Raw genomic sequence first — 22,887 nt, forward strand, 5'->3', positions numbered from 1 at the left:
CCGCGCACCGGCCCCCGCCGCCGCCCCCCCCCCCCCCCCCCCCCCCCCCCCCCCCCCCCCCCCCCCCCCCCCCCCCCCCCCCCCCCCCCCCCCCCCCGGGGGGGCGCTACTCGGCGGGGCGCAGCGGGGGCGCGGTCGCGCGGACCTGCGCCGCGCCGAGGACGCCGATGACCGCCGAGGAGTTGCGGATCTCCCCGGCGAACACCCGCTGCACCGCCTCGTCCAGCGGCACCCGCTCGACGGTCATGTCCAGCTCCTCGTGCTCGACGACGAAGCCCTCCGGCCGGTCGGCGGCCGACAGCCCCTCGGCGAGGTACACCAGGATCTCCTCGCTGCAGAAGCCCGGGGTGCTGAAGTTGTTGGCCAGCAGCGACCAGCGCTCGGCGGCCAGGCCCGCCTCCTCGGCGAGCTCGCGCTTCGCGGTGGCCAGCGGGGCCTCGCCGTCGGCGTCGCGCAGGCCGGCGGGCAGCTCCCACAGGTAGCCGCGGACCGGGTGGCGGTACTGGCGGACCATGACGATCCGGCCCTCGTCGTCCACCGCGGCGACGCACACGGCGCCGATGTGCTGGACGATCTCCCGCACGCTGTCCCCGCCGCCGGGCATGGCGACGGTCTCCTTCACGAGGGTGATGATCCGGCCCTCGTGCACGGTCTCGCTGGCGAGGACCTCGTACTCGCCGGGCCGCGGGGGCTCGACCACTAGACCTCCTCGCTGGCGCTCGTCGGCCACGTGGTCGACGACGCTCTGCTGTCCTGTGCCCTCGCGAGCTCGGTCACCAGATCCCCACCTCCCGGACCTCGGGACCCCGGCGACCCATCAGATCCCCACCTTCTCCGCCTCGTCGATCGGCACCGGCAGCCGGGCGGACTCGGAGAAGTCGATCGCCGCCTGCACGAACGCCGCGAACAGCGGGTGCGGGCGGGTCGGGCGGCTCTTGAGCTCCGGGTGCGCCTGGGTCCCGACGAAGAACGGGTGCACCTCGCGCGGCAGCTCGGCGAACTCGACCAGCAACCCGTCGGGCGAAGTGCCGGAGAAGACCAGCCCGGCCTCGCCGATCCGGTCGCGGTAGGCGTTGGCCACCTCGTAGCGGTGCCGGTGCCGTTCGCTGATCTCCGTGGACCCGTAGGCCTGGGCGACGACCGAGCCCTTCTGCAGGGACGCCGGGTAGCTGCCCAGCCGCATCGTGCCGCCCATGTCGCCCCGGCCGGCGACGACGTCGACCTGGCTGGCCATCGTCGCGATGACCGCGTCGGGGGTGTCCGGGTCGAACTCGGCGGAGTTGGCCTCCGGCAGCCCGGCCAGGTTCCGCGCCGCCTCGATCACCATGCACTGCAGGCCCAGGCAGAGGCCCAGCAGCGGGACGCCGTTGACGCGGGCGTGCCGGATCGCGCCGAGCTTGCCGTCGATGCCCCGCACCCCGAACCCACCCGGGATGCAGATGCCGTCCGCACCGGCCAGCGCGCGCTCGGCGCCCTCCGGGGTCTGGCAGTCGTCCGAGGGAACCCAGCGGATCTCCACCCGGCTGCGGTGCGCGAAGCCGCCGGCCCGCAGCGCCTCGGTCACCGACAGGTAGGCGTCGGGCAGGTCGATGTACTTGCCGACCAGCGCGATGGTCACCGTCTGCTTCGGCGCGTGGACCCGGTCGAGCAGGTCGCCCCACACGGTCCAGTCGACGTCCCGGAACGGCAGGCCGAGCCGGCGGACGACGTAGGCGTCCAGGCCCTCCCGGTGCAGCACCTTGGGGATGTCGTAGATCGACGGCGCGTCGGGGCAGGAGATGACGCCCTCGGCGTCCACGTCGCACATCAGGCTGATCTTGCGCTTGAGCCCGGTGCCGATCTCCCGGTCCGAGCGGCAGACCAGCGCGTCGGGCTGGATGCCGATGTTGCGCAGCGCGGCGACCGAGTGCTGCGTCGGCTTGGTCTTCAGCTCACCGGACGGGGCGATGTAGGGCACCAGCGAGATGTGCAGGAAGAAGCAGTTGTCCCGGCCGATCTCGTGCCGCACCTGGCGGGCGGCCTCGAGGAAGGGCAGCGACTCGATGTCGCCGACGGTGCCGCCGACCTCGGTGATGACGACGTCCACCCGCTCGGGGCCCTCGGCCGCCGCCATGATCCGCGACTTGATCTCGTTGGTGATGTGCGGGATGACCTGCACGGTGTCGCCGAGGTACTCGCCGCGCCGCTCCTTGGCGATCACCTCCGAGTACACCTGGCCGGTGGTCACGTTCGACCGGCCGGTCAGGTCGGTGTCGAGGAACCGCTCGTAGTGCCCGATGTCCAGGTCGGTCTCGGCGCCGTCCTCGGTGACAAAGACCTCGCCGTGCTGGAACGGGTTCATCGTCCCGGGGTCGACGTTGAGGTAGGGGTCCAGCTTCTGCATCGTGACCCGGAGGCCACGGCTGGACAGCAGCGCCCCGAGGGAGCTGGCCGTCAGGCCCTTGCCGAGAGAGGAGACAACTCCGCCGGTGACGAAGACGAACTTCGTCGGCTGGGAGTTGTGGAGGAGCCCGTAGTCACGCGTGCCATGCGGTCGATCCACGGGAGACCACCGTAACACGATCGGCCGACCCGTCCGCCCGGCCCGCGGGCGTGCCGTGGGCCACCGCTGCGCCTCGCCCGCCCACCCCGCGCGGGCCGGCGGCCAGCCACACCAGCAGGGGCACCAGCAGGGCGGCCGCGGTCGCCGGCAGGGCCACGCCTGAGTCGTTGGCCGCCGCGCCCAGGGCGAGGCTCAGCGCGGTCGCCAGCAGCCCGGCCCGCAGCGTCGCGCGGTCGCTGGGCGGCAGCAGGTCGCCGCGGTCGCGCAGCAGCCCGGGCCGGCCCAGCGGAGCCGGCAGCCGGTTCGCCGGGCGCAGCAGCCAGACGGCGGCGACCAGCGCCACCAGCAGCAGCCAGGACAGCGGGCTGCCGAACAGGATGTCGAGGTTGGCCTGGGCCTTGCGGCTGACCACCGTCCACGCCTGGCCGGTGAGCAGCTGCTCGACGAAGCGGCCCAGGTGGCTGCGCTCGGCGGGGGGCCGCAGCCAGTCGGCGTAGGCCAGCGTCCCGACGGCGGCCACCGCCAGCGCCAGCACCGCCGCCATCCGGGTCACCGTCACGCGGGCGCCGGTGAGCAGCATCGCGAGCAGCAGGAAGCCGGGCAGCGCGGCGAGCACCCCGCCGAAGTCGCGGCCCAGGGCCGGCGTCCCGACCACCAGGACGGTGAGCGCACCGGCGCCGAGGACGACGCCGGCGGTGACCGGCCGGGCCCGCCCGCCCGGCGCCCGGCGGCCGGCGGCCGTCGCGAGCGCGGCGGTGAGCAGCAGCGCGCTGACCGCGAGCAGCCCGAAGCTGAGGTTGCCGTAGCCGGTGAACCGCCCGGCCACGATCGGGTCGTAGCCGAGCAGCCCGTCCAGCTCGAGGGTGGACCCGGTCAGCACGTCGCCCACCAGGGTGGCCAGCGTGATCGCCAGGACGGCGACCGGCGGCCCGAGCGGCCGGCGGCGCCACGGCCCCAGCGCGGCGACGGCGAGCACCGCCAGCGCGGCGAGCAGGACGCTGCCGGCCAGCGCGAGCCGGGGCAGGCCGGCACGCTCCCAGGGCAGCAGCCCGGCGAGGTAGCTGGCCACCGGCACCGCGGCGGCGCCGAGGGCGACCGGGCGCACCGCGCTGCGCAGCCGCTCCCCGGCCGGCCGCGGCGCCCGGTCGCGGCGCCGTCCCCCGGCCACGAGCAGGCCGAGGCCGACGACGGCGGCGTCCACTAGGACGAGCGCGACGAAGAACGTGCCGGTGCTGCGGTAGTGCACCGAGGCGGCGGTGTTGGCCCGCTCGAGCAGCGGGATGGCCTCGGCCAGCGGCGGCCGCTCGCCGTCGGACCGCAGCGCCTGGCCGTTCATCGACACCGTCCGGTCCCGGCCCAGCGCGGCGAGGACGGTGGGCGCGGTGTCGATGAGCTGCACGAACGGCGCCCGCCCGGTGCTCGCCGACGTCAGCCACCGCGGCTCGGTGAAGCCCGGCCCGGAGGCGATGCCGACGTGCAGCTGCGCCCGGCCGTCGTTGACCTCCGAGATCCCCTGGACCAGCAGCAGCGTCTCCCCCGGCGCGGCCGCCACGGCGTCGACCAGCCGGCCGAGCGCGGCGTCGATGCCGGCCAGCGCGGCGGCGCGGGGCCGCGGCTCGGTGCCGGTGTCGCTGGTCTCGAGGTCCGGCTCGCCGGCGTCGACCAGGTCGTCGAGGCCGACCAGCACCAGCGGGCAGCCGGTGAGCAGCTCGCCGGGGTCGGCGGGCAGCTGCTCGTGCCGGCCGATCGTCACGCCGGGGGCGGCGACGGCCAGGGCCGGGGCCCGGCCGACGACGGTGGCGCAGCCGACCGCCGCGCCGAGTGCGGCCGGGTCGGCGCCGAAGCGGGCCGTCGCGGGGTCCGCGGCGACCGCCGCGACCGCGGCCTGCGGATCGGCCAGGCCCGCCGCGGCCAGCCGCTCCTGCAGGCCGCAGTGCGACAGCGCGGGGCTGGCCGGCGGCACCGGCGCTACCTGCTCCGGGGTCTCCGCGGCGCCCGGGTCGGCCGGTGCCGCACTGGGCAGCGGGACCGTCGGCAGCGGCACCGGCGGGACCGACTCGTCGGGGGCCGGGAAGCGGGCGCGGTTGCCGGCCCCCAGGGTCGCCCAGCCGTCGAGCACGCAGCTGGTGGCGCGGGCGGCGCGCACCGACACCGCGCCGATCGGGGACCCCTCGGCCAGCGCCCACAGGCTCGGCGTCGCCTCCGGGTCCACGTCGTCCCACACCAGGCCCGGGACGCCGACGACGACCACCCGGTCGGCGGTCGCCTGGCCGGTGGTCGCGTCGTCGGCGGCCCCGGCGGTCCCCGCACCCACCAGCAGGACGGTGAGGACGGCGAGCAGCAGCGCCGCGAGCCGGGTCACCGCGGTGCGCCCAGCAGCTCGCGGTAGAGCGCGACGAGCCGGCGGGCGGTCGCGGCCTCGTCCGGCCAGGTCGCCGCCTGCCGGGTGCCGGCCCCGGCCAGCTCGCGGGCGCCCGCGGGGTCGTCCAGCAGCTGCGTGACCGCGTCGGCCAGCGCGGCGGCGTCGCCGACCGGCACCAGCCGGGCGCCGTCGCCGAGCAGCTCGGGCAGGCCGCCGGTGCGCGTGGCGACCAGCGGGGTGCCGGCGCGCAGCGCCTCCTGCGCGGTCAGCGAGCGGGCCTCCCAGCGCGAGGGCAGCACGGCGAGGTCGGCCGCGGCCAGCAGGTCGGCGACGTCGCTGCGCCGGCCGAGCAGCGCCACCGGCAGCCGCTCGGCGGCGATCCGGGCGGCCAGCTCGTCGTGCAGCGGGCCGTCGCCGGCGACCGCCACCAGCGGCGGTCGCGCGCCTGAGGCCCACCTGGCCGCGGCGTCGAGCAGGACGTCGTAGCCCTTCTGCGGGTGCAGCCGGCCCACGGCGACGACCAGCGGCTGGCCGTCGGCGACCCCGAGCTCGGCGCGGACCTCGGCGGCGGACCGGGACGGGGCGGGCAGCGGCGGTGCGGACACGGGGGCGACCCGGACGTCGCGGGCCCCCTGCCGCCAGGCGTTCTCGGCGAGGTCCCCGGAGGCGGCGAGGACGACGTCGGCAGCGCGGATCGTGGCCCGCTCGGCCAGCCGCAGCACCCGGCGCAACACGCCCCCGCCCTCGGGCAGGGCGTTGTGCAGGGTGAGCACCAGGGGCCGGTCGCGCCCCCGGCGGGCCGCCGCGGCGACCAGGCCGGCGCGCAGGCCGTGGGCGTGCACCAGGTCGGCCCCGGCGGTGGCGCGGCGCAGCGCCACGACGGCGCGGGCGTCCGCCGCCGGCGAGAGGCCGGCAGAGATCCCGACCGGCGCGAAGGCGGCGCCGGTGGCGCTGAAGCCGAACAGCTGCTCGGTGGCCGCGGGCCCGCACACCCGGACGTCCGCGCCGGCCGCGACCAGCGCGGGCAGCACGGCGCGCACGTGCGTGCCGACCCCGCCGGTGCTGGTGGCGAGGACCTCGGCCACCCGGCGGCCCTGCAGCGGGAGCCGCTCAGCCACCGTGCACCTCCCGGGGATCGCCTCGTCTCAGACCGCGCACGGCCGCCAGGAGGGGGCCGCGCGCCGTCCCCATCATGACCGCCGCGGCTGCGACCAGTGCGGTCGCCGCGGCCAGCACGCCGGCGCCGAGGGTCGCGACGAGCGCTCCCGAGGGCACCGGGTCGGCGCCGAGCGCACCGGCGACCGCCAGCCCAGCGGCCCCGGCGAGCCCGGCGGCGAACAGCGCGGGCAGGCCCGCCCGGGCGACCCCGGTGAGCCCGGCCGGTCCCGCGACCCGGACGACGACGGCGAGCAGCGCCAGCCCCGCCACGGTGACCCCGAGGCTGTGCCCGGCGGCCAGGGCGGCACCGCGGTCGGCCGCGGGCAGCGCCCCGGCCAGGACGACGTCGGCCGCCACCGCGAGCAGCCAGCCGCCGAGCACGCACGCCGTCGGCGCCTTCCACAGGCCCCGGGCGTACAGGGCGCGGGAGAGCACCGCCACCAGCCCGTAGCCGGGCAGCCCGGGGGCGAAGGCGACGATGGTGTCCCGCAGCGCGCCGACGACGTCCGCGGGCTCCCCGGCGAGGAAGACCCCGGCCATCGGCCCGGCCGTCGCCACGAGCACCGCCGCGGCGGCGGCCGAGGCGACGACGACCAGGACGGTCACCGGGGCCAGCGTCCGCCGGAAGCCGGCCTCGTCGCCGGTCTCCGCGCGCTCGGCCAGCCCCGGGTAGGCCGACGTCGCCAGCGGCACCGCCAGCGCGGCCCACGGCACGAGGAAGACGGTCAGCCCGGCCACGTAGACCACCTGGGTGCCGTCGGGGGCGCCGGCATTGGCCAGCCGGATCGCCACCGCGGCCAGCAGCTGCTGCCCCGCGAGGGTGAGCACGCCGGCCACGGCCAGCCGGCGGACCCGTGGCGCGGCGCCCACGGGGAAGCGCAGCGACGGCCGCAGCCCGAGGCGCAGCCGCCGCACGGGCACCAGCAGGCTGAGCGACAGGGCGGCCACGCCGAGCGTCGTCCCGACCGAGAGGACCAGCTCGGCGGGGGTGGACAGCCCCTCCGCCGTCCGGCTGCCCCCGATCGCGGCGAAGGTCAGGTAGGCCCCGGCGACGACGACGCTGGACAGCAGCGGTGCGAGCGCGGGGGCGGCGAAGCGGCGGTGCGCCTGCAGCACGCCGGTGAGCACGATGCCGATGCCGTACAGCACGACCTGCGGGGCGAAGACGACCAGGAAGCGGGCGGCGAGCTCCACCTCGAGCGGGTCCCCGTCGCCGAGCAGCAGCCGGGCCACCGGCTCGGCGCACAGCGCGAGCAGCACGGCCAGCGGGGTGAGCACCAGCAGGCTCCACCCGAGCAGCGCCGAGGCGGTGCGCCGCACCTGCTCGCGGTCCCCGGTGGCGATGCCGCCGGCGAGCATCGGCACCACGAGGCTCGCCAGCGCGCCACCGGCGACGACCTCGAAGACGATGTTCGGGACGTTGTTGGCCGCGAGGTACGTGTCACCGGTGCTCCCGGCGCCGACGGCGTTGGTGAACACCAGCGTGCGCCCGAACCCGGCCAGCCGGGCCAGCACGGTGAGGACGGCGATCAGCGCGGCGGCGCCGGCGACCCCCCGGGCGACGTGCGCGCGGGTCATGCGCCCTCCTCGCGGGGGCTCGTCGGCCGCATGACCGGGGTCGCTCTGCCCACTGGTGAGCCCGCGAGCCCGCTCACGCCCGGCGGCGGCCGAGCCGGTCCAGCTCCCGCAGCCCGGGCGTGGCCTCGATGACCCGCGTGAAGCTCACCCGCTCGCTGGCCAGGGTGAGCCCGACGACCGTGGCGAGCGCCGCGGCCCGCGGGAGGCGGCCCGGCACCGCCGCCAGCCGCAGCCCGAGCAGCGCCCCGGCGGCGTTGGCGCCGCAGTCACCCAGCATGACCCGCTCGCCCAGATCGGCGGGGAGCACCGCGAGGCCCGCACCGAGCGGTCCGGCGACGAGGGCGCCCGACGGTCCGCGCAGCCCGGCGGCGGCGGCGAGCACGGTGACCTTGGCCGCCCGGCCGGGGCGCAGGTCCAGCAGGTTCACCAGGTTCGCCGTCCCGGCGACCAGCCCGGTGGTGAGGACGGCGTCGGCGACCCTGGTGAGGCGATGGAACGGCCCCGCTTCAGGGTCCCGGGCCGAGCGGAGCGAGGCGTGGGGGGCAGCGGGGTCCTTCACGAGAGCCGCGGCGGCCGCGGCGGCCGCGCCGATGCCGGCGACCTTGACCGCGCCGGCCGAGACCCGCCCGGCCCGCAGGGCGCGCAGGTGCCCGGCCAGCCCCTTGTCCCGCGCCTGCTCGGGGCGGGCGCCGGCGAGGTCGTCGTAGCCGCCGACCAGCCCGGACACGGTGCCGACCAGCGCGGCGGCCGCCCGGGTGCCGGCCGGGGCGCCGGCGACCGCGGACGCCGTCGCGGCCAGGGCCAGCGCCGGGCCGCCGAGCAGGGTGACCGGGCGGCCGGCGTAGTTGGTGCGCCGCCAGGGCGCTCCCGCCGGGCGCGCGTCGAGCGCGGCTGCGCCGGCGAGGCCCAGCCGGGCCGCGGCCGCGCCCCCGAGGGCGAGCAGGGCCGACCGCTGGCCGGTCACGGGGCCGCGGCGGGGAGCGGCGGGACCGGCTGGGCGTCCTCCCCCGTGCCGTAGGCGCCCGAGGTGCCCTGGCTCTCCCGCCCCAGGGCGAGCACCGTGCTGATCCGGCCGGACGCCGCGTCGACGTTGTCGACGGTCGAGACGGCGGCCGAGTCCTCCGGGTCGGCGCGCAGGACGCCGACCAGACCGGTGTCGCCGGCCGAGGCGGCGTCCCCGGCGACGACGGCGCCCGAGCCGGCGCCGTCGAGCGCCAGCGCCAGGTCGACGAGGGTGTCGGTGCGCTGCTCGGCGTCGTCCTCGGCGGGGGCGCCGGCGGTGAGCAGCACCGCGAAGTCGGCCGGGGTGACCGAGCTGGACTCCACGTCGAGCACCTCGAGGGCGCGCAGCCCGGCCAGGACGGAGGAGAGCGCGGCGGTGTCCGGGGCCGCGGCGCCGGGCGCGGCCGGGCGCATGAGCACCTGGGCCAGCAGCGCGCCGACCAGCTGACCGGTGTCGTCGGTCTCGGGCAGCGTGACGCCGGTGGGCAGGCCCGGGCCGGTGACGTAGCTCTGCACCTCGGCGGCGGTGGACGGGTCGCTGTACTCCGGCTGCAGGCGGACGGTGCCGGTCACCGTGCCGCCGGCCTCGACGACCAGGGTGGAGACCTCCTGGATGGTCTCGGCGGCGACGTCCTCGCCGGTGGCCACCAGCACGACGCTGCGCCCGGCGAGGCTGCCGGCCACCAGCGTGGGGGCGACGGCCTGCTCGAAGTCCTCACTGGTGTCCAGCTGGGCCTGCAGGTCCTGGGTCCGGGTCTCCAGCTCGCGCTTGTCCTCGGCGAGGGCGGCCACCTCGCCCTCGAGGTCCTCGAGGATCGGCGCGTTGAGCGCCGTGGTGCCGATGACGATGCCCAGCGCGACGGCCAGGAAGACCGCGATCAGCGAGACGAGGTGGTAGCGGAAGTCGATCACGAGAAGAGGTTCTCCAGCCAGAACACGAAGCTGTTCCATTGGTCGACCATCAGGTCGAGGTAGACGCGGCCGGCCGCGGAGACGGCGAGGGCCGACCCGATGGCCACGAGGGCGGCGAGGACCAGCACGACCAGCGTCAGGGTCGAGATCCGGCTGCGGTAGAGCCGGCTGACGCCCTTGGCGTCGACGAGCTTGCCGCCCAGCCGCAGCCGGGTGAGGAAGGTCGACGCCATGCCGCCGCGGCCCTTGTCGAGGAACTCGACGAGGGTGGCGTGGGTGCCGACGGCGACGATGAGCGAGGCGCCCTTCTCGTCGGCCAGCAGCATCGCGATGTCCTCGCTGGTGGCCGCGGCCGGGAAGGTGATCGCGTCGACGCCGAGGTCCTGGACGCGGGCCAGGCCGGGGGCGCGGCCGTCGGCGTAGGCGTGCACGACGACCTCGGCGCCGCTCTTGAGGACCTCGTCGCTCACCGAGTCCATGTCGCCGATGATCATGTCCGGCCGGTAGCCGGCCTCCACCAGCGCGTCGGCGCCGCCGTCCACCCCGACGAGCACCGGCCGGTAGTCCCGGATGTAGGACCGCAGCGCCTGCAGGTCCTCCTTGTAGTCGTAGCCGCGGACGACGACCAGCACGTGCCGGCCCTCGATCTGCGTGGCCACGTCCGGGACGCCGACGCCGTCGAGCAGCAGCGCCCGCTCGCGCTTCATGTACTCCATGGTGTTGGTGGCGAACGCCTCCAACTGCACCGACAGGCCGGCGCGGGCCTCGGCCATCGCCTCGGCGACCGACTCGGGGGTCTGCTCGGTGCCCTCGGCGAGGACGGTGCCGTCCTCCAGCAGCAGCCGGTTGCTGTCGACGCGGACCGTCGTCCCCTCCCTGACGGCGGCGAGCACGTCCTTGCCGACGCCGTCGACCAGCGGGATGCCCGCGCCGACCAGGATCTCGGGGCCGAGGTTCGGATAGCGGCCGGAGGTGCTGGGCGCGGCGTTGACCACGGCCGCGACCCGGCAGGCCACCAGCGAGTCGGCGCTCACCCGGTCGATGTCGACGTGGTCGATGACCGCGACGTCCCCGGGCCGCAGCCGCTTGGTGAGGTTCTTGGTGCGGCGGTCCAGCCGCACGGTGCCGGTCACTCCGGGGGCCGCTTCCGGCGCCCGGCCACGGCGGAGGGAGCCGATGCGCATGGCCTGCACTCTCCCACGGAGGCCCCGGGCCGCCGTCCTCCGACGCGCATCGGCGACATACCAGTCACGCACAGTGTCCGACACCACGGAGCCATGACACGCCGGACACGCGCGGTCCACCCGCCCCTCGGTGGCGATCAGCCGGGCTGTCTAGCGTTGGGCGGGTGACTCCAGGGGCGCATGCAGTCGGTCGCACGGACTCCGACGACGACGTCCGCCCGGAGGCGCCCGAGGCGGTCCTCGCCGAGCTGCCCGCGCCCGAGCCCGGGACGCCCGAGGACGAAGCGCCCCCGCTGCCCGGCGCCACCACGCCCGCCCTGCCGGCCGCCGCCGAGCCCGAGCAGCCCGCCCGCGGACGGCGCGGCCGCCGCGCCCTGCGCGGCCCGGGCCTGCGGGAGCGGCGGCGCCAGCAGACCCGCGCCACGATCATCGAGGCGGCCGCCGAGCTGTTCGCCGAGCGCGGGTTCGACGCCGTGAGCGTCGTGGAGATCGCGCAGCGGGCCGGCGTGGTCGAGAAGACGGTGTTCAACCACTTCCCGGTCAAGGAGGGGCTGGTCTTCGAGGCCGACCCGCCGATGCGGGCGGCGCTGCTCGAGGCGGTGCGCAGCCGGCCCGCGGGCGAGTCGGTGACCGCGGCGGCCGGCACCTTCGTCGTCCGGGCGATGAGCGGGCTCGGCGCGCCCGAGGCCGCGGCCGGCGTGGCCGAGATGGCGCAGGTGATCCGCGGCAGCCGCACGCTGCAGGTGCGCGAGCGGGAGATCCTCGGCGAGCTCACGACCGCGCTGGCCGAGCTCATCGCCGAGGAGACGCGGGCCGAGCCCGGCGAGCTGGCGCCGTGGCTGGCCGCGCACGCGGTGCTCAGCCTCTACGCCGCGCTGCTGGAGCTGGCTCGTGACCGGGTGCTCGCCGGGGTCTCGGGTCCGGAGCTGTCCGCCGAGCTGCGCGCCCGCGGCGAACGCGGCCTGGCCCTGCTGCAGTTCGGCCTCGCGGGCTACGCCAAGCGGCGGTAGCGCCGGACCACGCCGCCGCGGGATCGGCCCCGAGTGAGCAGTTGGGATCGGTGTCGTCCGCGCGTCTGCGCGCGTCGGCGACCGCAGCTGCCCACTCGGCGCGGCAGTGGCGTCAGACGGCGATCTGCAGGGCCCGCAGCAGCTGGGTGGTGCGGTCGCCGGGGATGTCCGGGTCCTGGGTGAAGAGCGCGACGGCGACCATGTACTCGTCGTCGCCCGCCCAGCCGCGACCCTCTGCGCTCAGCCGGCGGATGTGCTCGCGCACCTTGGGCTCGCTGCTGTACTCGCCGTAGTCCAGGCCCATCGCGAGGAAGTTGGCGACGCGGTAGCCGAGGTCCTCGGCGGTCCGGACCGTCGTCTCCGGGTCGGCGTAGCTCGGCACCGCGGTGACGACGTTGCGGTAGCCGGCCTTGAGCAGCTGCAGCACCAGGTCGTTGCCGTACACGCCACCCCACAGCTCGGGCATGCGGATGTCGCGGTCGGGCGCCGGGATGTAGGGCGGGTTGGCGATCACCGTGGACACCGGCGGCGCCGCCGCGGAGTCCGCGCCGTCGAAGAAGTCGCCGAGCTCCACGGTGTAGCGGTCGGCGACCCCGCGGGCGGCGATGTTGTCCCGGGCCCGCTCGACCGAGGAAGCGCTGATGTCGAAGCTGCGCACCCGCAGCTCCGGCAGGCCGGCCACCACGTCGGCGATGGCGGTGGCGTCCCCGGTGCCGAGCTCGACCACGCCCTCGCGAGCCCAGCCCAGCTGCTCGCGGTAGTGCTGCAGCAGCATGCAGACGGAGAACCCGTAGTGCGCCGACTCGTCGGCGGAGGAGAAACAGCTCACCGGGCGGCACCGGGCAGCGGGCGGTGGACGAGGGGACGCGTGGCTGCGGCGGTGCGACGTCGGTGGGGCACCATCCGGCCCTACCCCGCCCGTTCCGCCGTCACTCCTGCTCGCCGGTCCCGCCCGTCACGCCGCCGCCCGGGCGGTCGCCGCCACGGCGAGCAGCTCCCGCGCGTGCGCCTGCCCGGTGTCGCTGTCGGCCAGCCCGGACAGCATCCGGGCCAGCTCGCGCACCCGGTCCTCGCCGTCGACGGCGCGGATGTCGGTGGCCGTCACGCCGGCCCCGGTGTCCGGGGACTTGTCGACCACCAGGTGGGTGTCGGCGAAGGCGGCGACCTGCGCCAGGTGGGTGACGACGACGACCTGGTGCCGGCGGGCCAGCCGCGCCAGCCGCCGGCCGATCTCCCCGGCGGCCTGCCCGCCGACCCCCGCGTCGACCTCGTCGAAGACCATCACCGGCACCGGGTCGGCACCGGCGAAGACCACCTCGATGGCCAGCATCACCCGGGACAGCTCCCCGCCGGAGGCGCCCTTGTGCACCGGCCGCGGCGGGGCGCCGGGGTGGGCGGCCATCAGCAGCGCCACCTCGTCGATGCCCTCCGGCCCCGGGGCGGCCGGGTCGCTCTCGATCGAGAAGGAGACGCGCGCGCTCTTCATGGCCAGCCCGGCGAGCTCCCGGCCGACCTCGGCGGCGAACCCGTCGGCGGCGGCCCGCCGTCCCACCGACACCTGCGCACCCAGGTCGTCGACCTCGGCCCGGGCGGCGTCGCGCGCGGCCTCCAGCGCCTCGAGCGCCTCGTCGGAGACGTCGAGCTCGTCCAGGCGGCGGCGGGCGTCCTCGGCCCAGGCCAGGACGCCGTCCACGCCCTCGCCGACGTCGGCGTACTTGCGCACCAGGACGGTGATCGCGGCGCGGCGGTCCATCACCTCGGCCAGCCGGGCGGGGTCGGCGTCCAGGTCGGCCACGTAGGTGGCGAGCTGCCCGGCGACGTCGGAGACGACGGCGATCGCGTCGTTCAGGTCCTGGGCGAGCATCACCAGCGTCGGGTCGTCGGAGGCGGCCAGCGCCCGTTCGGCGATGGCGAGCGCGGCAGTGGCGTCCTGGGGGAGGTCGTCGCCGAGGTCGCCGGTGACGTCGCCGACCAGGGCGGTGCGGGCCTCGTCGGCGGCGGCGCGCAGCGCGTCGGCGTCGCTGAGCCGCCGCGCCTGCGCGTCCAGCTCGACGTCCTCCCCGGGCTGCGGGCCCACCGCCTCGATCTCGTCCAGCCCGTGGCGGAGGACGTCGGCGGCCTGGGCCAGCTCCCGGGCCTGGCCGCGGCGGCGCTCGAGGTCGCCGGCCAGCTGCCGCCAGCGGGTGTGCGCCTCCCGGTAGCGGTCCAGCAGCTCCAGGTGCCCGGGGCCGGCGTAGCGGTCCAGCGCCCGTCGCTGCTCGGCCGGCCGCGACAGCCGCAGCTGGTCGCTCTGCCCGTGCACCGCGAGCAGCCCTTCCGCCAGCTCGGCGACCACGCCGACCGGGACGCTGCGCCCGCCCAGGTGCGCGCGCGAGCGGCCCTCGGCGCTGACGGTGCGGGCCAGGATGAGCGTGCCGTCGTCGTCGGGGTCCGCGCCGGCGTCGGCCGCGCGCTCCCAGACCGGGGAGTCGGCGGGCAGGGCCAGCCGGCCCTCGACACCGGCCCGGCCGTTGGCGCGCACCCGGCCGGGGTCGGCCCGGCCACCGAAGAGCAGCGTCAGCCCGGTGACGACCATCGTCTTGCCGGCGCCGGTCTCCCCGGTCACCACGGTCAGGCCGTCGCCGAGCTCGAGGGTGACGTCGTCGATGGCGCCCAGCCCGCGGATGCGCAGCTCGGTCAGCCGGCCGCGCGCGGTCGCGTCGCCGGCCGGGACCGGCTCGACCGGCGGGACCTGCTGCGCCGGCCGGGCCGACCGCCGGGTCTCACGCGTCGTCGTCCGTGCCGGCACCGCGGCCCTCCTCCCCTCCGTCGCCGCGGACGTAGCCGCGGGTCAGCACGTTGCGGTCCGGCGCCATCTCGTGGCCCGGGTCGTGCCGGCGCGCGTCCCGGAAGCCGCGCACCGGAAGACCGAACTTGGCCACCAGCCGGTCGCCGAACGTGGTCGCGTGCACCCGGGCGATGCGCACCGGCCGCGCGGCCCGGCGCACGTCGACCCGCCCGCCCTCGGGCACCTCCAGCACGCGGCGGCCGTCGGCGGAGACCCGGGCCCGGTTGCCGTCGGCCGGGATGGCCACGGTGAGCACCGAGTCCGGCGAGGTGACCAGCGGCCGGGAGAACAGCGCGTGCGCGTTGGACGGGACGACGAGCATGGCCTCGACGTCGGGCCACACGACCGGCCCGCCCGAGGAGAACGCGTAGGCCGTGGACCCGGTGGGCGTGGCGAACAGGACGCCGTCGCAGCCGAAGCTGGTCAGCGGGCGGCCGTCGATGGCCACGACCACGTCGAGCACCCGGGACCGCTCGGACTTCTCCACCGACGCCTCGTTCAGCGCCCAGGTGCCGCCGACGACGGCGCCGGTGGCGTCGAGGACGTCGACCTCGATGGCCAGCCGCTTCTCCACGGAGTACTCGCACTGCTCGATCGCGGTGAGGGTCTCCTCGACGGCCTCCGGCTCGGTCTCGGCGAGGAAGCCGACCCGGCCGAGGTTGACGCCCATGAGCGCGGCGTTGCTGTAGCGGGCGAGTTCGGCCGCGCGCAGGAAGGTGCCGTCGCCGCCGAACACCATGACGATCTCGGCGCCGCGGGCGGCCTCCGCGTCGGCGGGCACCACCTGGGCGCCCTCGATGCCGAGCGCGGCGGCCTCGTCCTCGAGCACCCGCACGGTGATGCCGTCCTTCGCCAGCCGCGCGGCGGAGCTGCGGGCGAGCTCGACGATGTCCTGGCGTCCGGTGTGCACGGCGAGCAGCACGTGCCGGCGCCCGCTGGGCGCCCACACGGCGGGGCTGACCTCGGTCACGCTTCCTCCTCGCTGGCGCTCGTCAGTGGCGTGCCAGGCGGTGCGGTGTCCCGCTGGGACCTCGGGAGCTCGGTCACCGGTCCTCCTCGGGGGCGGCGGGCGGGGTGCCGGCACGGCCGCGGGTCCGGCCGGCTGGTGGGGGCTGGGTACCCGCGACGCTCATGACGGCCCCTCCTCGACGGCGCGGCGCACGTCCTCCTCGCGCGGCGGCCCGGCGTCCCGGCGCAACCAGAGGAAGAACTCGACGTTGCCGGCCGGCCCGGGTAGCGGGCTGGCGACGACGCCCGCCGTCCCCCACCCCAGCTCGGCGGCGGCGCGCGCCACCATCAGGACGGCGTCCTGCCGGTGCGTCGGGTCGCGGACCACGCCGCCGGCGCCCAGCCGCTCGCGGCCGACCTCGAACTGCGGCTTGACCATCGGCAGCAGGTCCGCGTCGTCGGTGGCGCAGGAGGTCAGCGCCGGCAGCACCAGCCGCAGGGAGATGAAGGACAGGTCGGCGACGACCAGGTCCACCGGGCCGTCGATCTGCTCGGGCGTCAGCGTGCGGACGTTGGTGCGCTCGAGCACCGTCACCCGCTCGTCGGTCCGCAGCGACCAGGCCAGCTCGCCGTACCCCACGTCGACGGCCACGACCTCCCGGGCCCCGCGGCGGAGCAGCACCTCGGTGAAGCCGCCGGTGGAGGCGCCGGCGTCCAGCGCCCGCCGGCCGTCGACGGCGACCGGGAAGGCCTCCAGCGCGCCGAGCAGTTTGTGCGCGCCGCGGGACACCCAGCCGGGCTCGTCGGGGTCGGTGCGCACGACGACGGGGGTGTTCGGGTCGACGCCCGTGGCGGGCTTGGTCGCCGCCTGCCCGGAGACGGCGACCCGCCCCTCGGCGATGAGGGCGACGGCGTGCTCCCGGGAGCGGGCCAGCCCCCGCCGCACGAGCTCCGCGTCGAGTCGGCTGCGACGGACCATCAGAGCTGGTCGATCGTGCCGAGCTGGCGCTGCAGCCGGGCGTGCTCGGCCTCGAAGACGGCGACGTGCTCGGCCACCGGGCGCAGGGTGAGGTCGGCGAAGCGCGGACCGTCGTCGGTGCCGGCGTCGCGGACCTGCTCCACGGCCGGGACCGAGTCGACCGACACCGGCGCCGGACCGCTCTCCGGCCCGGGCCGCGGCGGCCCCGGGACCGGTCGCGGTCGGTTCGGCTCGGTCATCGCTGGCCTCTCGGGTGGACTGATCCGGCGCCGGCGGGCGCCGGCAGGGCCTCGGGGACCGGCGGCGCGGGCGCCGCCCGGTGTGCCCCCCCCAGCTCGCGAGGGTACCGGCCGGGGCCGACGCACACGGGCCGACGACGGGCGCTAGCGTTCGGCCGCCCGGTCCCCGAACGCGATGGAGGCGTGCCCGCGTGGCCACCATGGAGCAGTGCATGACCGCCCTGCAGGGCATCCTCGGCGACCTCGCGGCCAAGCCCGCGGCCCAGGGCCTGGACCGGAGCCTGTCCTGCCGGCTGACCGACCTCGGGCAGGTCGTCCGCGGCCGGCTGGCCCGGGGTGCGGTGCGCGACCTGCGGGCCGAGCCCGAGGGCGAGTCGCTGGAGAAGGCCGACATCCGGCTCACCATGAGCAGTGACGACCTCGTGGCGCTCACCGGGGGTCAGCTCTCCTTCGGCCCGGCCTGGGCGTCGGGTCGGGTGAAGCTGGAGGCGGGCCTGCGCGACATGCTGCGACTGCGCACGCTGCTCTGAGGAGGAGCCCTCCCCCGGCCGCGAGAGAGCTCCGTCCTCCCCGTGAAGGGCCCCCTGCCCCCCGCCACTCGCAAGCTCGCGGCGGGACCCTGCACGGGGCCGGCCGGAGCTGAGGGCGGTGCCGTTCGGGGCCGGCGGGGCCCCCCTGGAGGAGGGCCGTGCGGACCACCGCGCACCTCAGGACGCCAGCGCCCAGCGCCGCAGCGCGGCGGCCGCGGCCTCGTCGTCGGCCGCCACCCGCGCCGGCGCGGCTCCCTGTGGGTGGCGGGTCCAGTGGGCGACGCACAGCGCGCGCAGTCCGTCGAGCCCGTCGGGGCCGTCGGGGCCGGCGGGGCCGCCGCCGGCATCCCGACCGAGCCGGAGCGGGCCGTCCCCGCGGACCGACCACGCGCCGCAGCGCCACCCGCCGTCCGCGGCGACCACCGCCGCGTGGGGTTCGAGCAGACCGGCGGCGTCGGGCGCCAGCAGGTCGGGCCGCTGGTCCGGGCCGGCGGCCAGCAGGGTCGCCGGGACGGTCACCCCCGTGAGGACCAGCAGCGTCGCCGCGCCGGCCCGGCGCCCGCCCTCGACGTCGGTGTCGAGCCGGTCGCCCACCACCAACGGGCGTCGCGCGCCCGTACGGCGGACGCACTCGGCGTGCATCGCCGGGTCCGGTTTGCCGGTCACCAGCGGACGGCGGCCCGTCACGCCGCTCACCACGCCCACCAGCGCACCGTTGCCGGGCAGCGGTCCGCGCGGGGAGGGGATCGTCGCGTCGGCGTTGGTGGCCACGTGCTCGGCGCCGTTGCGGACCGCCACCACGGCCTCCGCGAGCTCGGCCCACCCGACGTCGCGGCCGTAGCCCTGCACCACCGCCAGCGGCCCGTCCTCGGCGCGGGTCACCACGGTGAGCCCGACGGCCCGCAGCGCGGCGGCCACGCCGGGCCCGCCGACCGGCAGCACGCGGGCGCCGGCGCCGAGACGCTCGGCGACGACCGTGGCGGCCGCCTGCGAGCTGGTGATGACCTCGGCGGCGCCGGCCGGGACCGCCAGAGCGGTGAGGTGCGCGGCGACCTCCTCCGGCGTCCGTGAGGCGTTGTTGGTGACGAAGCCCACCCGCATGCCGGCCGCCCGTGCGGCCGCCAGCGCCTCGGGCACGCCGGGCACCGCCTCGGGTCCGACGTAGACGACGCCGTCGAGGTCGAGCAGCGCGACGTCGTACTCGCGGCAGGGCGGGGAGGGCGCCCCCGCGGCCAGGGGTACGGGCGCGCCGTTCACGCCGTCTCCCCGCCGCGACGGGCCCGCACGCCGCGCAGCGCCCGCGAGTAGTGCCCCACGTCCGGCCGCATGGCGACGGCGAGGGCCAGGTGCTCGGCGGCCAGGTCGAGGTCGCCGGCCCGGCTGGCCGCCAGGCCCAGCCCGAACTGGGCGTAGTCGTCGGCCGGGTTGCGGACGGTCAGTTCCCGGAAGGTGCCCACCGCCTCGGCGTAGCGGCCGGCGTCGTACTGGGCGCGGGCCAGCGCCTCCAGCAGGCTGCGCGACCCGGGCTCGGCCTCCGCGGCGCGGGCCAGGATCGTCGCGGCCGCCGCGGGGTCGCGGCTGGCCAGCAGCTGCAGCCCTCGCTGGTACCAGTCGTAGACGTCTCCGTCGGGCACCCCCGCGTCGGACACCGCCGCTCCCTCGATCGGGGTGCCGCCGGACGGGATCGACGTCGCCGGCCCTCCCCGCAGCCCGCGACGGACACCATCCGGAGCACCGCTCCTACGATTCCCGTCGTGCCCTCGTCGTCGGCGGACTCCCCGCACCCGGAAGCTGCGACGGGACTCGACGTCCGGTCCTTCCGCGCTCTCACCTACCGGCGACGAGACCCCGGCCACCTGGCCCGGGTGAGCTCGCCAGCCTACGACCTGGTGACCCCGGAGGGCCGGGACCGCCTGGCCGCCGCCGACCCGCACAACATCGTGCGCCTGATCCTGCCCGGCGTCGCGTCCGGACCCGACGGCACCGGTGCACACGCCCTCCAGCAGTCGGTCGGCGAGGCCGCCGGGACGCTGCGCGCCTGGGAGGACGCCGGGGTGCTCGAGCGTGATCCCGAAGCGGCGCTGTGGGTCTACGCCATGCGCCCCGCCGACAGCGCTCCGGAGACCGTCGGCTGGCTGGCCGCGGTCACGCTGCCGGCCCCGGGCTCCCGCGCCGTCCTGCCTCACGAGGACACCTTCCCCGGTGCCGTGGAGGGGCGCCGCGCCCTGCTCGAGGCCACGGCGACCGACCTGGAGCCCATCGTGCTCGCCCACGATCCGCACCCCGACGTCCCGGCCCTGACCGTCGCCGCGCAGGACGGCGACCCGACGCTGGAGCTGACCGACGCCGACGGCGTTCGGCACGCCCTGTGGCGGGTCACCGACCCGGCGCTGACCGGCCGGGTGAGGGCCGCGCTCGCCGGCACCGGCGCGGTCATCGCCGACGGCCACCACCGGTTCGCGGCCGCGCGAGCCCAGGGGGCACGCGCGGTCCTGGCGCTGCTGACCCCCATGGGACCGGGCGGGCTGCGGGTCCACCCCATCCACCGGGTGGTGCCCGACCTCGCCCTCGGCGAGGCGCTCGAGGCCGCCTCGGCCGGCTTCCGGGCGACCGGGCTGCCCGTGGGCTCCGGAGGCCCCGTCGGGACCGTCCAGCGCTGGCTCGCAGATCCGGATGAGACCGGTCTGCTGCTCAGCGACGGCACCCGACTGGTCCGCCTGGACAGCCCGTCGGCCGACGTGCTCGACGCCGTCCCCGCCGAAGCACCCGCGGCCTGGCGCGGCCTGGACGTCGTGCTCGCGCACCACGGCCTGGTGCAGCGGCTGTGGGGCCGCGCCGACGACGCCGAGGGGGTCCGCATCGCGCACGGCGTCGACGAGGCGCTGGAGGGCGCGCGCAGCCTCCGCGGCGTGGCCGTGCTGCTGCGGGCACCCTCGCCGGCGGACGTCGCCGCCGTGGCCCGCGCCAACGCCCGCATGCCGCGGAAGTCGACGCTGTTCGTCCCGAAGCCGCGGACCGGCCTGGTGCTGCGGCCCCACGAGGACTGAGCGGCCGGTCACGCGCTGCGGGCGTCGGTCCCCGCGGAGCGCGGCACCTTGCGCCCGCGCCGGCAGTTGACCTCCGTCACGGACGCCGTGCCGGTCGCGGTCCGCCAGAAGCGGCGCTGCAGCGCGCCCTCGACCTCGATGACGTCGCCCGGCTGCCACGCCGCGACCCGCTTCTGCAGCCCCCGGTCGTAGCTGATGCAGGGCAGCGTGTCCGTCGACTGCCCGCGGGCCCCCGGCTCGGGCCGCCGCACCACCAGGCGGAAGCTGACCAGCGTGTCGCCGCTGGGCAGCGTCCGCAGCTCCGCGGGGGCGGACAGCCTCCCGCGGAGCACCACGTCGTTCCGGTCGATCACAGCCACGCTCATGACGGCAGCCTCGCCGCCCGGTCAGGACGCGACCAGGTCTGCCCGCGGTCTGTGGACCGAGCGTGCCGGTGTGGACGGAGCAGCCCCCGCTGTCGGAGGTCAGTGCTGGGCGTCGTCCTCCGCGGGTGCGGCTTCCGCCGGCCCACCGACCTCGCCGAGGAGTTCGGCGACCTCGGCCTCGACGTCGGAGTCGAAGTCGTAGTCGGCGGGGTCCGGCTCGTCGCTCTCCCGGCGGTCCGCGCGCACGGCACCGACGTCCGCGTCCGCCGGCTCCGCCGTGGTGGACGGCTGCTCGGTGCGCTCCCCGCCGGCCTCGGCGGGCTCCTCGACCGGCGCGGGCAGCTCCTCCTCGGAGAACTCGACGTCGGGGTCCTCCGGGGTGTGCGCGGCCACCGCGGCCTGCCACTCCTGGGCGAGCGCGTCCTCGCCGGAGGCCTCGAGGAGGTCGGCGTAGGCGGCGGAGAGCCGCAGGACCGCGGGGTCGGTCCAGTCGACCGAGTCGGGCCGGGGGCGGCCACCGAGGGCGCCCTCCAGCACGAGGCGCGCCGCCGACAGTTCACCGAGTTCCTGCCGCGCACCGGCCTCCACCAGCCGCAGCTCGACGGTCTCCTCGGCGTCCGGCTGCTCCGCCAGTGCCTCCCGGACCAGCCGCAGCGCGACCTCCGGGCGGCCCAGGGCCCGTTCGCAGTCGGCGAGCACCGCCCGGTACCCCTCGTCGCCGCTCATCCGGCGATAGGCCCGCAACTCGCGGGCGGCCTCGGCGTAGTCGCCGGCGTGGTACGCGGCCACGCCGACGGCCTCGCGTACGACGGCGACGCGGGAGGCACGGTCGCGGGCGGCGCGGGCGTGGGCCAGTGCCTCTTCCGGCTGGTCGTCGACGAGCGTCCCGGCGACGACGAGGTGGCCGGCCACCTTCTGCGCGTTGCGGGAGTCCAGCCCGCGCAGGGCGGCCCGCACCGACTGGTCCAGGTCACGCGGGTCGGCCCACTCGGGGATCTCCGGGCCCGTGGGCGCCGGCGGGGTGCGCTCGGCTCGCTCCGGGCGTCCGCGTCGGTCGTCCGAGGGACGGCGGTCCCGCCAGTCACCCCGCTGCCCGCCGGGACGCTGCGGGCGGCCCTCCCGCCTCTCGGGGCCGTCGGCGCGCGGGCCACGCGGCCGATCGCCCCACGCAGCTCGCTCGCCCTGACGCCGGTCCCCGACCGGGCGGCGGTCCTCCCAGGTGCCGTGGGCCGGACGCTCGCGGTCCGGCCGCCCACCGCGGTCCTCGCGTGGACGCTCGGCCTGCGGACGGCGGTCCCGCCATCCACCGCCCGTCGGGCGCTCGCCGTCAGGACGCCTGGGCCTGTCGCCCCGGGACCGGTCACGGTCACCCTGCGGACGAGGATCCCGCCAGGCCGGACGGTCGTCCGACCGGCCTCCCTGCGGGCGGCGGTCCTGCCACTCCCGGCGTGGCGCACCGGCACCTGCTCCGGCGTCACGCTGCGGGCGGCGGTCCTGCCACTCGCGGCGTGGCGCACCGGCACCTGCTCCGGCGTCACGCTGCGGGCGGCGATCCTGCCAGCCCGATCGGTCGTCCCGGGACCGGTCACGGTCACCCTGCGGACGGCGGTCCTGCCACTCGCGACGTGGCGCACCAGCGCCTGCACCGGAATCACGCTGCGGGCGGCGGTCCCGCCACTCCTGCCGCGGCGCGCTCTCGCCTCGACTCGTGCCATCGCCCTGGGGTCGACGATGCGGCCGGTCCCCGTCGGGACGACGCTCCTGCCAGCCGCCGCGGGTGTCCTCCGACCGACCACCGGCCGACCGCCGGCCCTGCCAGGATCCCTGTCCGCCACGACCCACGGATCCGCCCCGGGGCCCGGCTCCCCTGCCCTGCGGACGGCCCTGCCCGGAGCCGCCGCGGCCTCCTCGGGGTCCCTGTCCGCCGGTACCGCCGGCGCCTCGTCGCGGTGAAGTCATGAACGTCTGCGTACCTCAGGAGTTGGGTGCAGCACGCGCGGCGCTGCAGGAGGGACAAGGAATGCGGAAACGACAGAACGGGGGTCAGAGCACGTGGCTCCGACCCCCGTTCTGGAATGGTTGTCCGGCGGCGTCCTACTCTCCCACCCCGTCTCCGGGGCAGTACCATCGGCGCTGAGAGGCTTAGCTTCCGGGTTCGGAATGGATCCGGGCGTTTCCCTCTCGCCATGGCCGCCGTAACGCTG

The 22,887-nt window shown here is 77.3% G+C and carries 20 protein-coding genes and 1 rRNA gene; 3 read left to right on the forward strand and 18 right to left on the reverse strand.

What is annotated here, in order from left to right:
- Window positions 1–106: 106 nt before the first annotated feature.
- The 8 genes from ACI78Z_RS22355 to steA all read right to left on the reverse strand — a co-directional run bounded on the left by ACI78Z_RS22355 (window position 107) and on the right by steA (window position 10,738).
- Window positions 107–700, reverse strand: coding sequence for an NUDIX domain-containing protein (locus tag ACI78Z_RS22355; RefSeq protein ID WP_457038731.1), 594 nt, complete (start codon window positions 698–700; stop codon window positions 107–109).
- A gap of 117 nt (window positions 701–817) precedes the next feature.
- Window positions 818–2,542: a CTP synthase gene (locus ACI78Z_RS22360; RefSeq protein ID WP_457038732.1), complete on the reverse strand. Its 1,725-nt coding sequence runs from the start codon at window positions 2,540–2,542 to the stop codon at window positions 818–820.
- Window positions 2,517–4,904, reverse strand: coding sequence for a hypothetical protein (locus ACI78Z_RS22365; protein WP_457038733.1), 2,388 nt, complete (start codon window positions 4,902–4,904; stop codon window positions 2,517–2,519). The genes ACI78Z_RS22360 and ACI78Z_RS22365 overlap by 26 nt, the downstream gene beginning before the upstream one ends.
- Window positions 4,901–6,022, reverse strand: coding sequence for a glycosyltransferase family 4 protein (locus ACI78Z_RS22370; protein ID WP_457038734.1), 1,122 nt, complete (start codon window positions 6,020–6,022; stop codon window positions 4,901–4,903). The genes ACI78Z_RS22365 and ACI78Z_RS22370 overlap by 4 nt, the downstream gene beginning before the upstream one ends.
- Entirely contained in the window at window positions 6,015–7,640 is a 1,626-nt protein-coding gene (gene murJ / locus ACI78Z_RS22375; RefSeq protein WP_457038735.1) for a murein biosynthesis integral membrane protein MurJ, read from the reverse strand. Before murJ ends, ACI78Z_RS22370 begins: the two co-directional genes overlap by 8 nt.
- A gap of 73 nt (window positions 7,641–7,713) precedes the next feature.
- Window positions 7,714–8,604, reverse strand: a complete 891-nt coding sequence (locus ACI78Z_RS22380) for a hypothetical protein (protein WP_457038736.1) — start codon at window positions 8,602–8,604, stop codon at window positions 7,714–7,716.
- On the reverse strand, window positions 8,601–9,554 hold the full coding sequence (locus ACI78Z_RS22385; protein ID WP_457038737.1) for a copper transporter: 954 nt from the start codon (window positions 9,552–9,554) through the stop codon (window positions 8,601–8,603). Before ACI78Z_RS22385 ends, ACI78Z_RS22380 begins: the two co-directional genes overlap by 4 nt.
- Entirely contained in the window at window positions 9,551–10,738 is a 1,188-nt protein-coding gene (steA, locus tag ACI78Z_RS22390) for a putative cytokinetic ring protein SteA (RefSeq protein ID WP_457038738.1), read from the reverse strand. The genes ACI78Z_RS22385 and steA overlap by 4 nt, the downstream gene beginning before the upstream one ends.
- Before the next feature lie 164 nt (window positions 10,739–10,902).
- Between steA and ACI78Z_RS22395 the strand changes: the two genes are divergently transcribed.
- On the forward strand, window positions 10,903–11,748 hold the full coding sequence (locus ACI78Z_RS22395) for a TetR/AcrR family transcriptional regulator (RefSeq protein WP_457038739.1): 846 nt from the start codon (window positions 10,903–10,905) through the stop codon (window positions 11,746–11,748).
- Window positions 11,749–11,860: 112 nt separating this feature from the next.
- Here ACI78Z_RS22395 and ACI78Z_RS22400 read toward each other — a convergent pair whose 3' ends face one another.
- The 5 genes from ACI78Z_RS22400 to ACI78Z_RS22420 all read right to left on the reverse strand — a co-directional run bounded on the left by ACI78Z_RS22400 (window position 11,861) and on the right by ACI78Z_RS22420 (window position 16,669).
- The gene (locus ACI78Z_RS22400; RefSeq protein ID WP_457038740.1) at window positions 11,861–12,577 is read right to left on the reverse strand and encodes a methylase; all 717 of its coding nucleotides are present in this window, start codon (window positions 12,575–12,577) and stop codon (window positions 11,861–11,863) included.
- 126 nt (window positions 12,578–12,703) lie between these two features.
- Complete coding sequence (gene recN, locus ACI78Z_RS22405) at window positions 12,704–14,536, reverse strand: DNA repair protein RecN (protein WP_457038741.1); 1,833 nt, start codon at window positions 14,534–14,536, stop codon at window positions 12,704–12,706.
- The gene (locus ACI78Z_RS22410; RefSeq protein WP_457038742.1) at window positions 14,511–15,545 is read right to left on the reverse strand and encodes an NAD kinase; all 1,035 of its coding nucleotides are present in this window, start codon (window positions 15,543–15,545) and stop codon (window positions 14,511–14,513) included. Before ACI78Z_RS22410 ends, recN begins: the two co-directional genes overlap by 26 nt.
- Window positions 15,546–15,704: 159 nt before the next feature.
- Window positions 15,705–16,502, reverse strand: coding sequence for a TlyA family RNA methyltransferase (locus tag ACI78Z_RS22415; RefSeq protein WP_457038743.1), 798 nt, complete (start codon window positions 16,500–16,502; stop codon window positions 15,705–15,707).
- The gene (locus tag ACI78Z_RS22420) at window positions 16,502–16,669 is read right to left on the reverse strand and encodes a hypothetical protein (protein WP_457038744.1); all 168 of its coding nucleotides are present in this window, start codon (window positions 16,667–16,669) and stop codon (window positions 16,502–16,504) included. Before ACI78Z_RS22420 ends, ACI78Z_RS22415 begins: the two co-directional genes overlap by 1 nt.
- Before the next feature lie 284 nt (window positions 16,670–16,953).
- Here ACI78Z_RS22420 and ACI78Z_RS22425 point away from each other — a divergent pair, with 284 nt between their 5' ends.
- Window positions 16,954–17,271, forward strand: coding sequence for an alkyl sulfatase C-terminal domain-containing protein (locus tag ACI78Z_RS22425; RefSeq protein ID WP_457038745.1), 318 nt, complete (start codon window positions 16,954–16,956; stop codon window positions 17,269–17,271).
- A gap of 177 nt (window positions 17,272–17,448) precedes the next feature.
- Here ACI78Z_RS22425 and ACI78Z_RS22430 read toward each other — a convergent pair whose 3' ends face one another.
- Both ACI78Z_RS22430 and ACI78Z_RS22435 read right to left on the reverse strand, forming a co-directional pair.
- Window positions 17,449–18,528: an HAD-IIA family hydrolase gene (locus tag ACI78Z_RS22430; protein WP_457038746.1), complete on the reverse strand. Its 1,080-nt coding sequence runs from the start codon at window positions 18,526–18,528 to the stop codon at window positions 17,449–17,451.
- A complete protein-coding gene (locus ACI78Z_RS22435; protein ID WP_457038747.1) occupies window positions 18,525–18,920 on the reverse strand; it encodes a tetratricopeptide repeat protein in 396 nt (131 codons plus the stop codon). The genes ACI78Z_RS22430 and ACI78Z_RS22435 overlap by 4 nt, the downstream gene beginning before the upstream one ends.
- A 105-nt stretch (window positions 18,921–19,025) precedes the next feature.
- Between ACI78Z_RS22435 and ACI78Z_RS22440 the strand changes: the two genes are divergently transcribed.
- A complete protein-coding gene (locus ACI78Z_RS22440; RefSeq protein ID WP_457038748.1) occupies window positions 19,026–20,318 on the forward strand; it encodes a DUF1015 domain-containing protein in 1,293 nt (430 codons plus the stop codon).
- An 8-nt stretch (window positions 20,319–20,326) separates the two neighbouring features.
- On the opposite strand, the gene ACI78Z_RS22445 is transcribed toward ACI78Z_RS22440, so the two are convergent.
- From ACI78Z_RS22445 to rrf, 3 genes are all read right to left on the reverse strand, one after another.
- On the reverse strand, window positions 20,327–20,683 hold the full coding sequence (locus ACI78Z_RS22445) for a single-stranded DNA-binding protein (RefSeq protein ID WP_457038749.1): 357 nt from the start codon (window positions 20,681–20,683) through the stop codon (window positions 20,327–20,329).
- 99 nt (window positions 20,684–20,782) lie between these two features.
- On the reverse strand, window positions 20,783–21,640 hold the full coding sequence (locus tag ACI78Z_RS22450; protein WP_457038750.1) for a tetratricopeptide repeat protein: 858 nt from the start codon (window positions 21,638–21,640) through the stop codon (window positions 20,783–20,785).
- A gap of 1,124 nt (window positions 21,641–22,764) precedes the next feature.
- Window positions 22,765–22,881 (reverse strand): 5S ribosomal RNA (rrf, locus tag ACI78Z_RS22455).
- Window positions 22,882–22,887: the final 6 nt, after the last annotated feature.

The sequence above is a fragment of the Geodermatophilus sp. SYSU D01176 genome (genome assembly GCF_054050015.1).

Bases quoted from the DNA above. Each gene is read 5' to 3' on its own strand.
- ACI78Z_RS22445 (WP_457038749.1), bottom strand. From the start codon at position 20,683: ATGAGCGTGGCTGTGATCGACCGGAACGACGTGGTGCTCCGCGGGAGG.
- steA (WP_457038738.1), bottom strand. From the start codon at position 10,738: ATGCGCATCGGCTCCCTCCGCCGTGGCCGGGCGCCGGAAGCGGCCCCC.
- murJ (WP_457038735.1), bottom strand. From the start codon at position 7,640: ATGACCCGCGCGCACGTCGCCCGGGGGGTCGCCGGCGCCGCCGCGCTG.
- ACI78Z_RS22415 (WP_457038743.1), bottom strand. From the start codon at position 16,502: ATGGTCCGTCGCAGCCGACTCGACGCGGAGCTCGTGCGGCGGGGGCTG.
- ACI78Z_RS22425 (WP_457038745.1), top strand. From the start codon at position 16,954: ATGACCGCCCTGCAGGGCATCCTCGGCGACCTCGCGGCCAAGCCCGCG.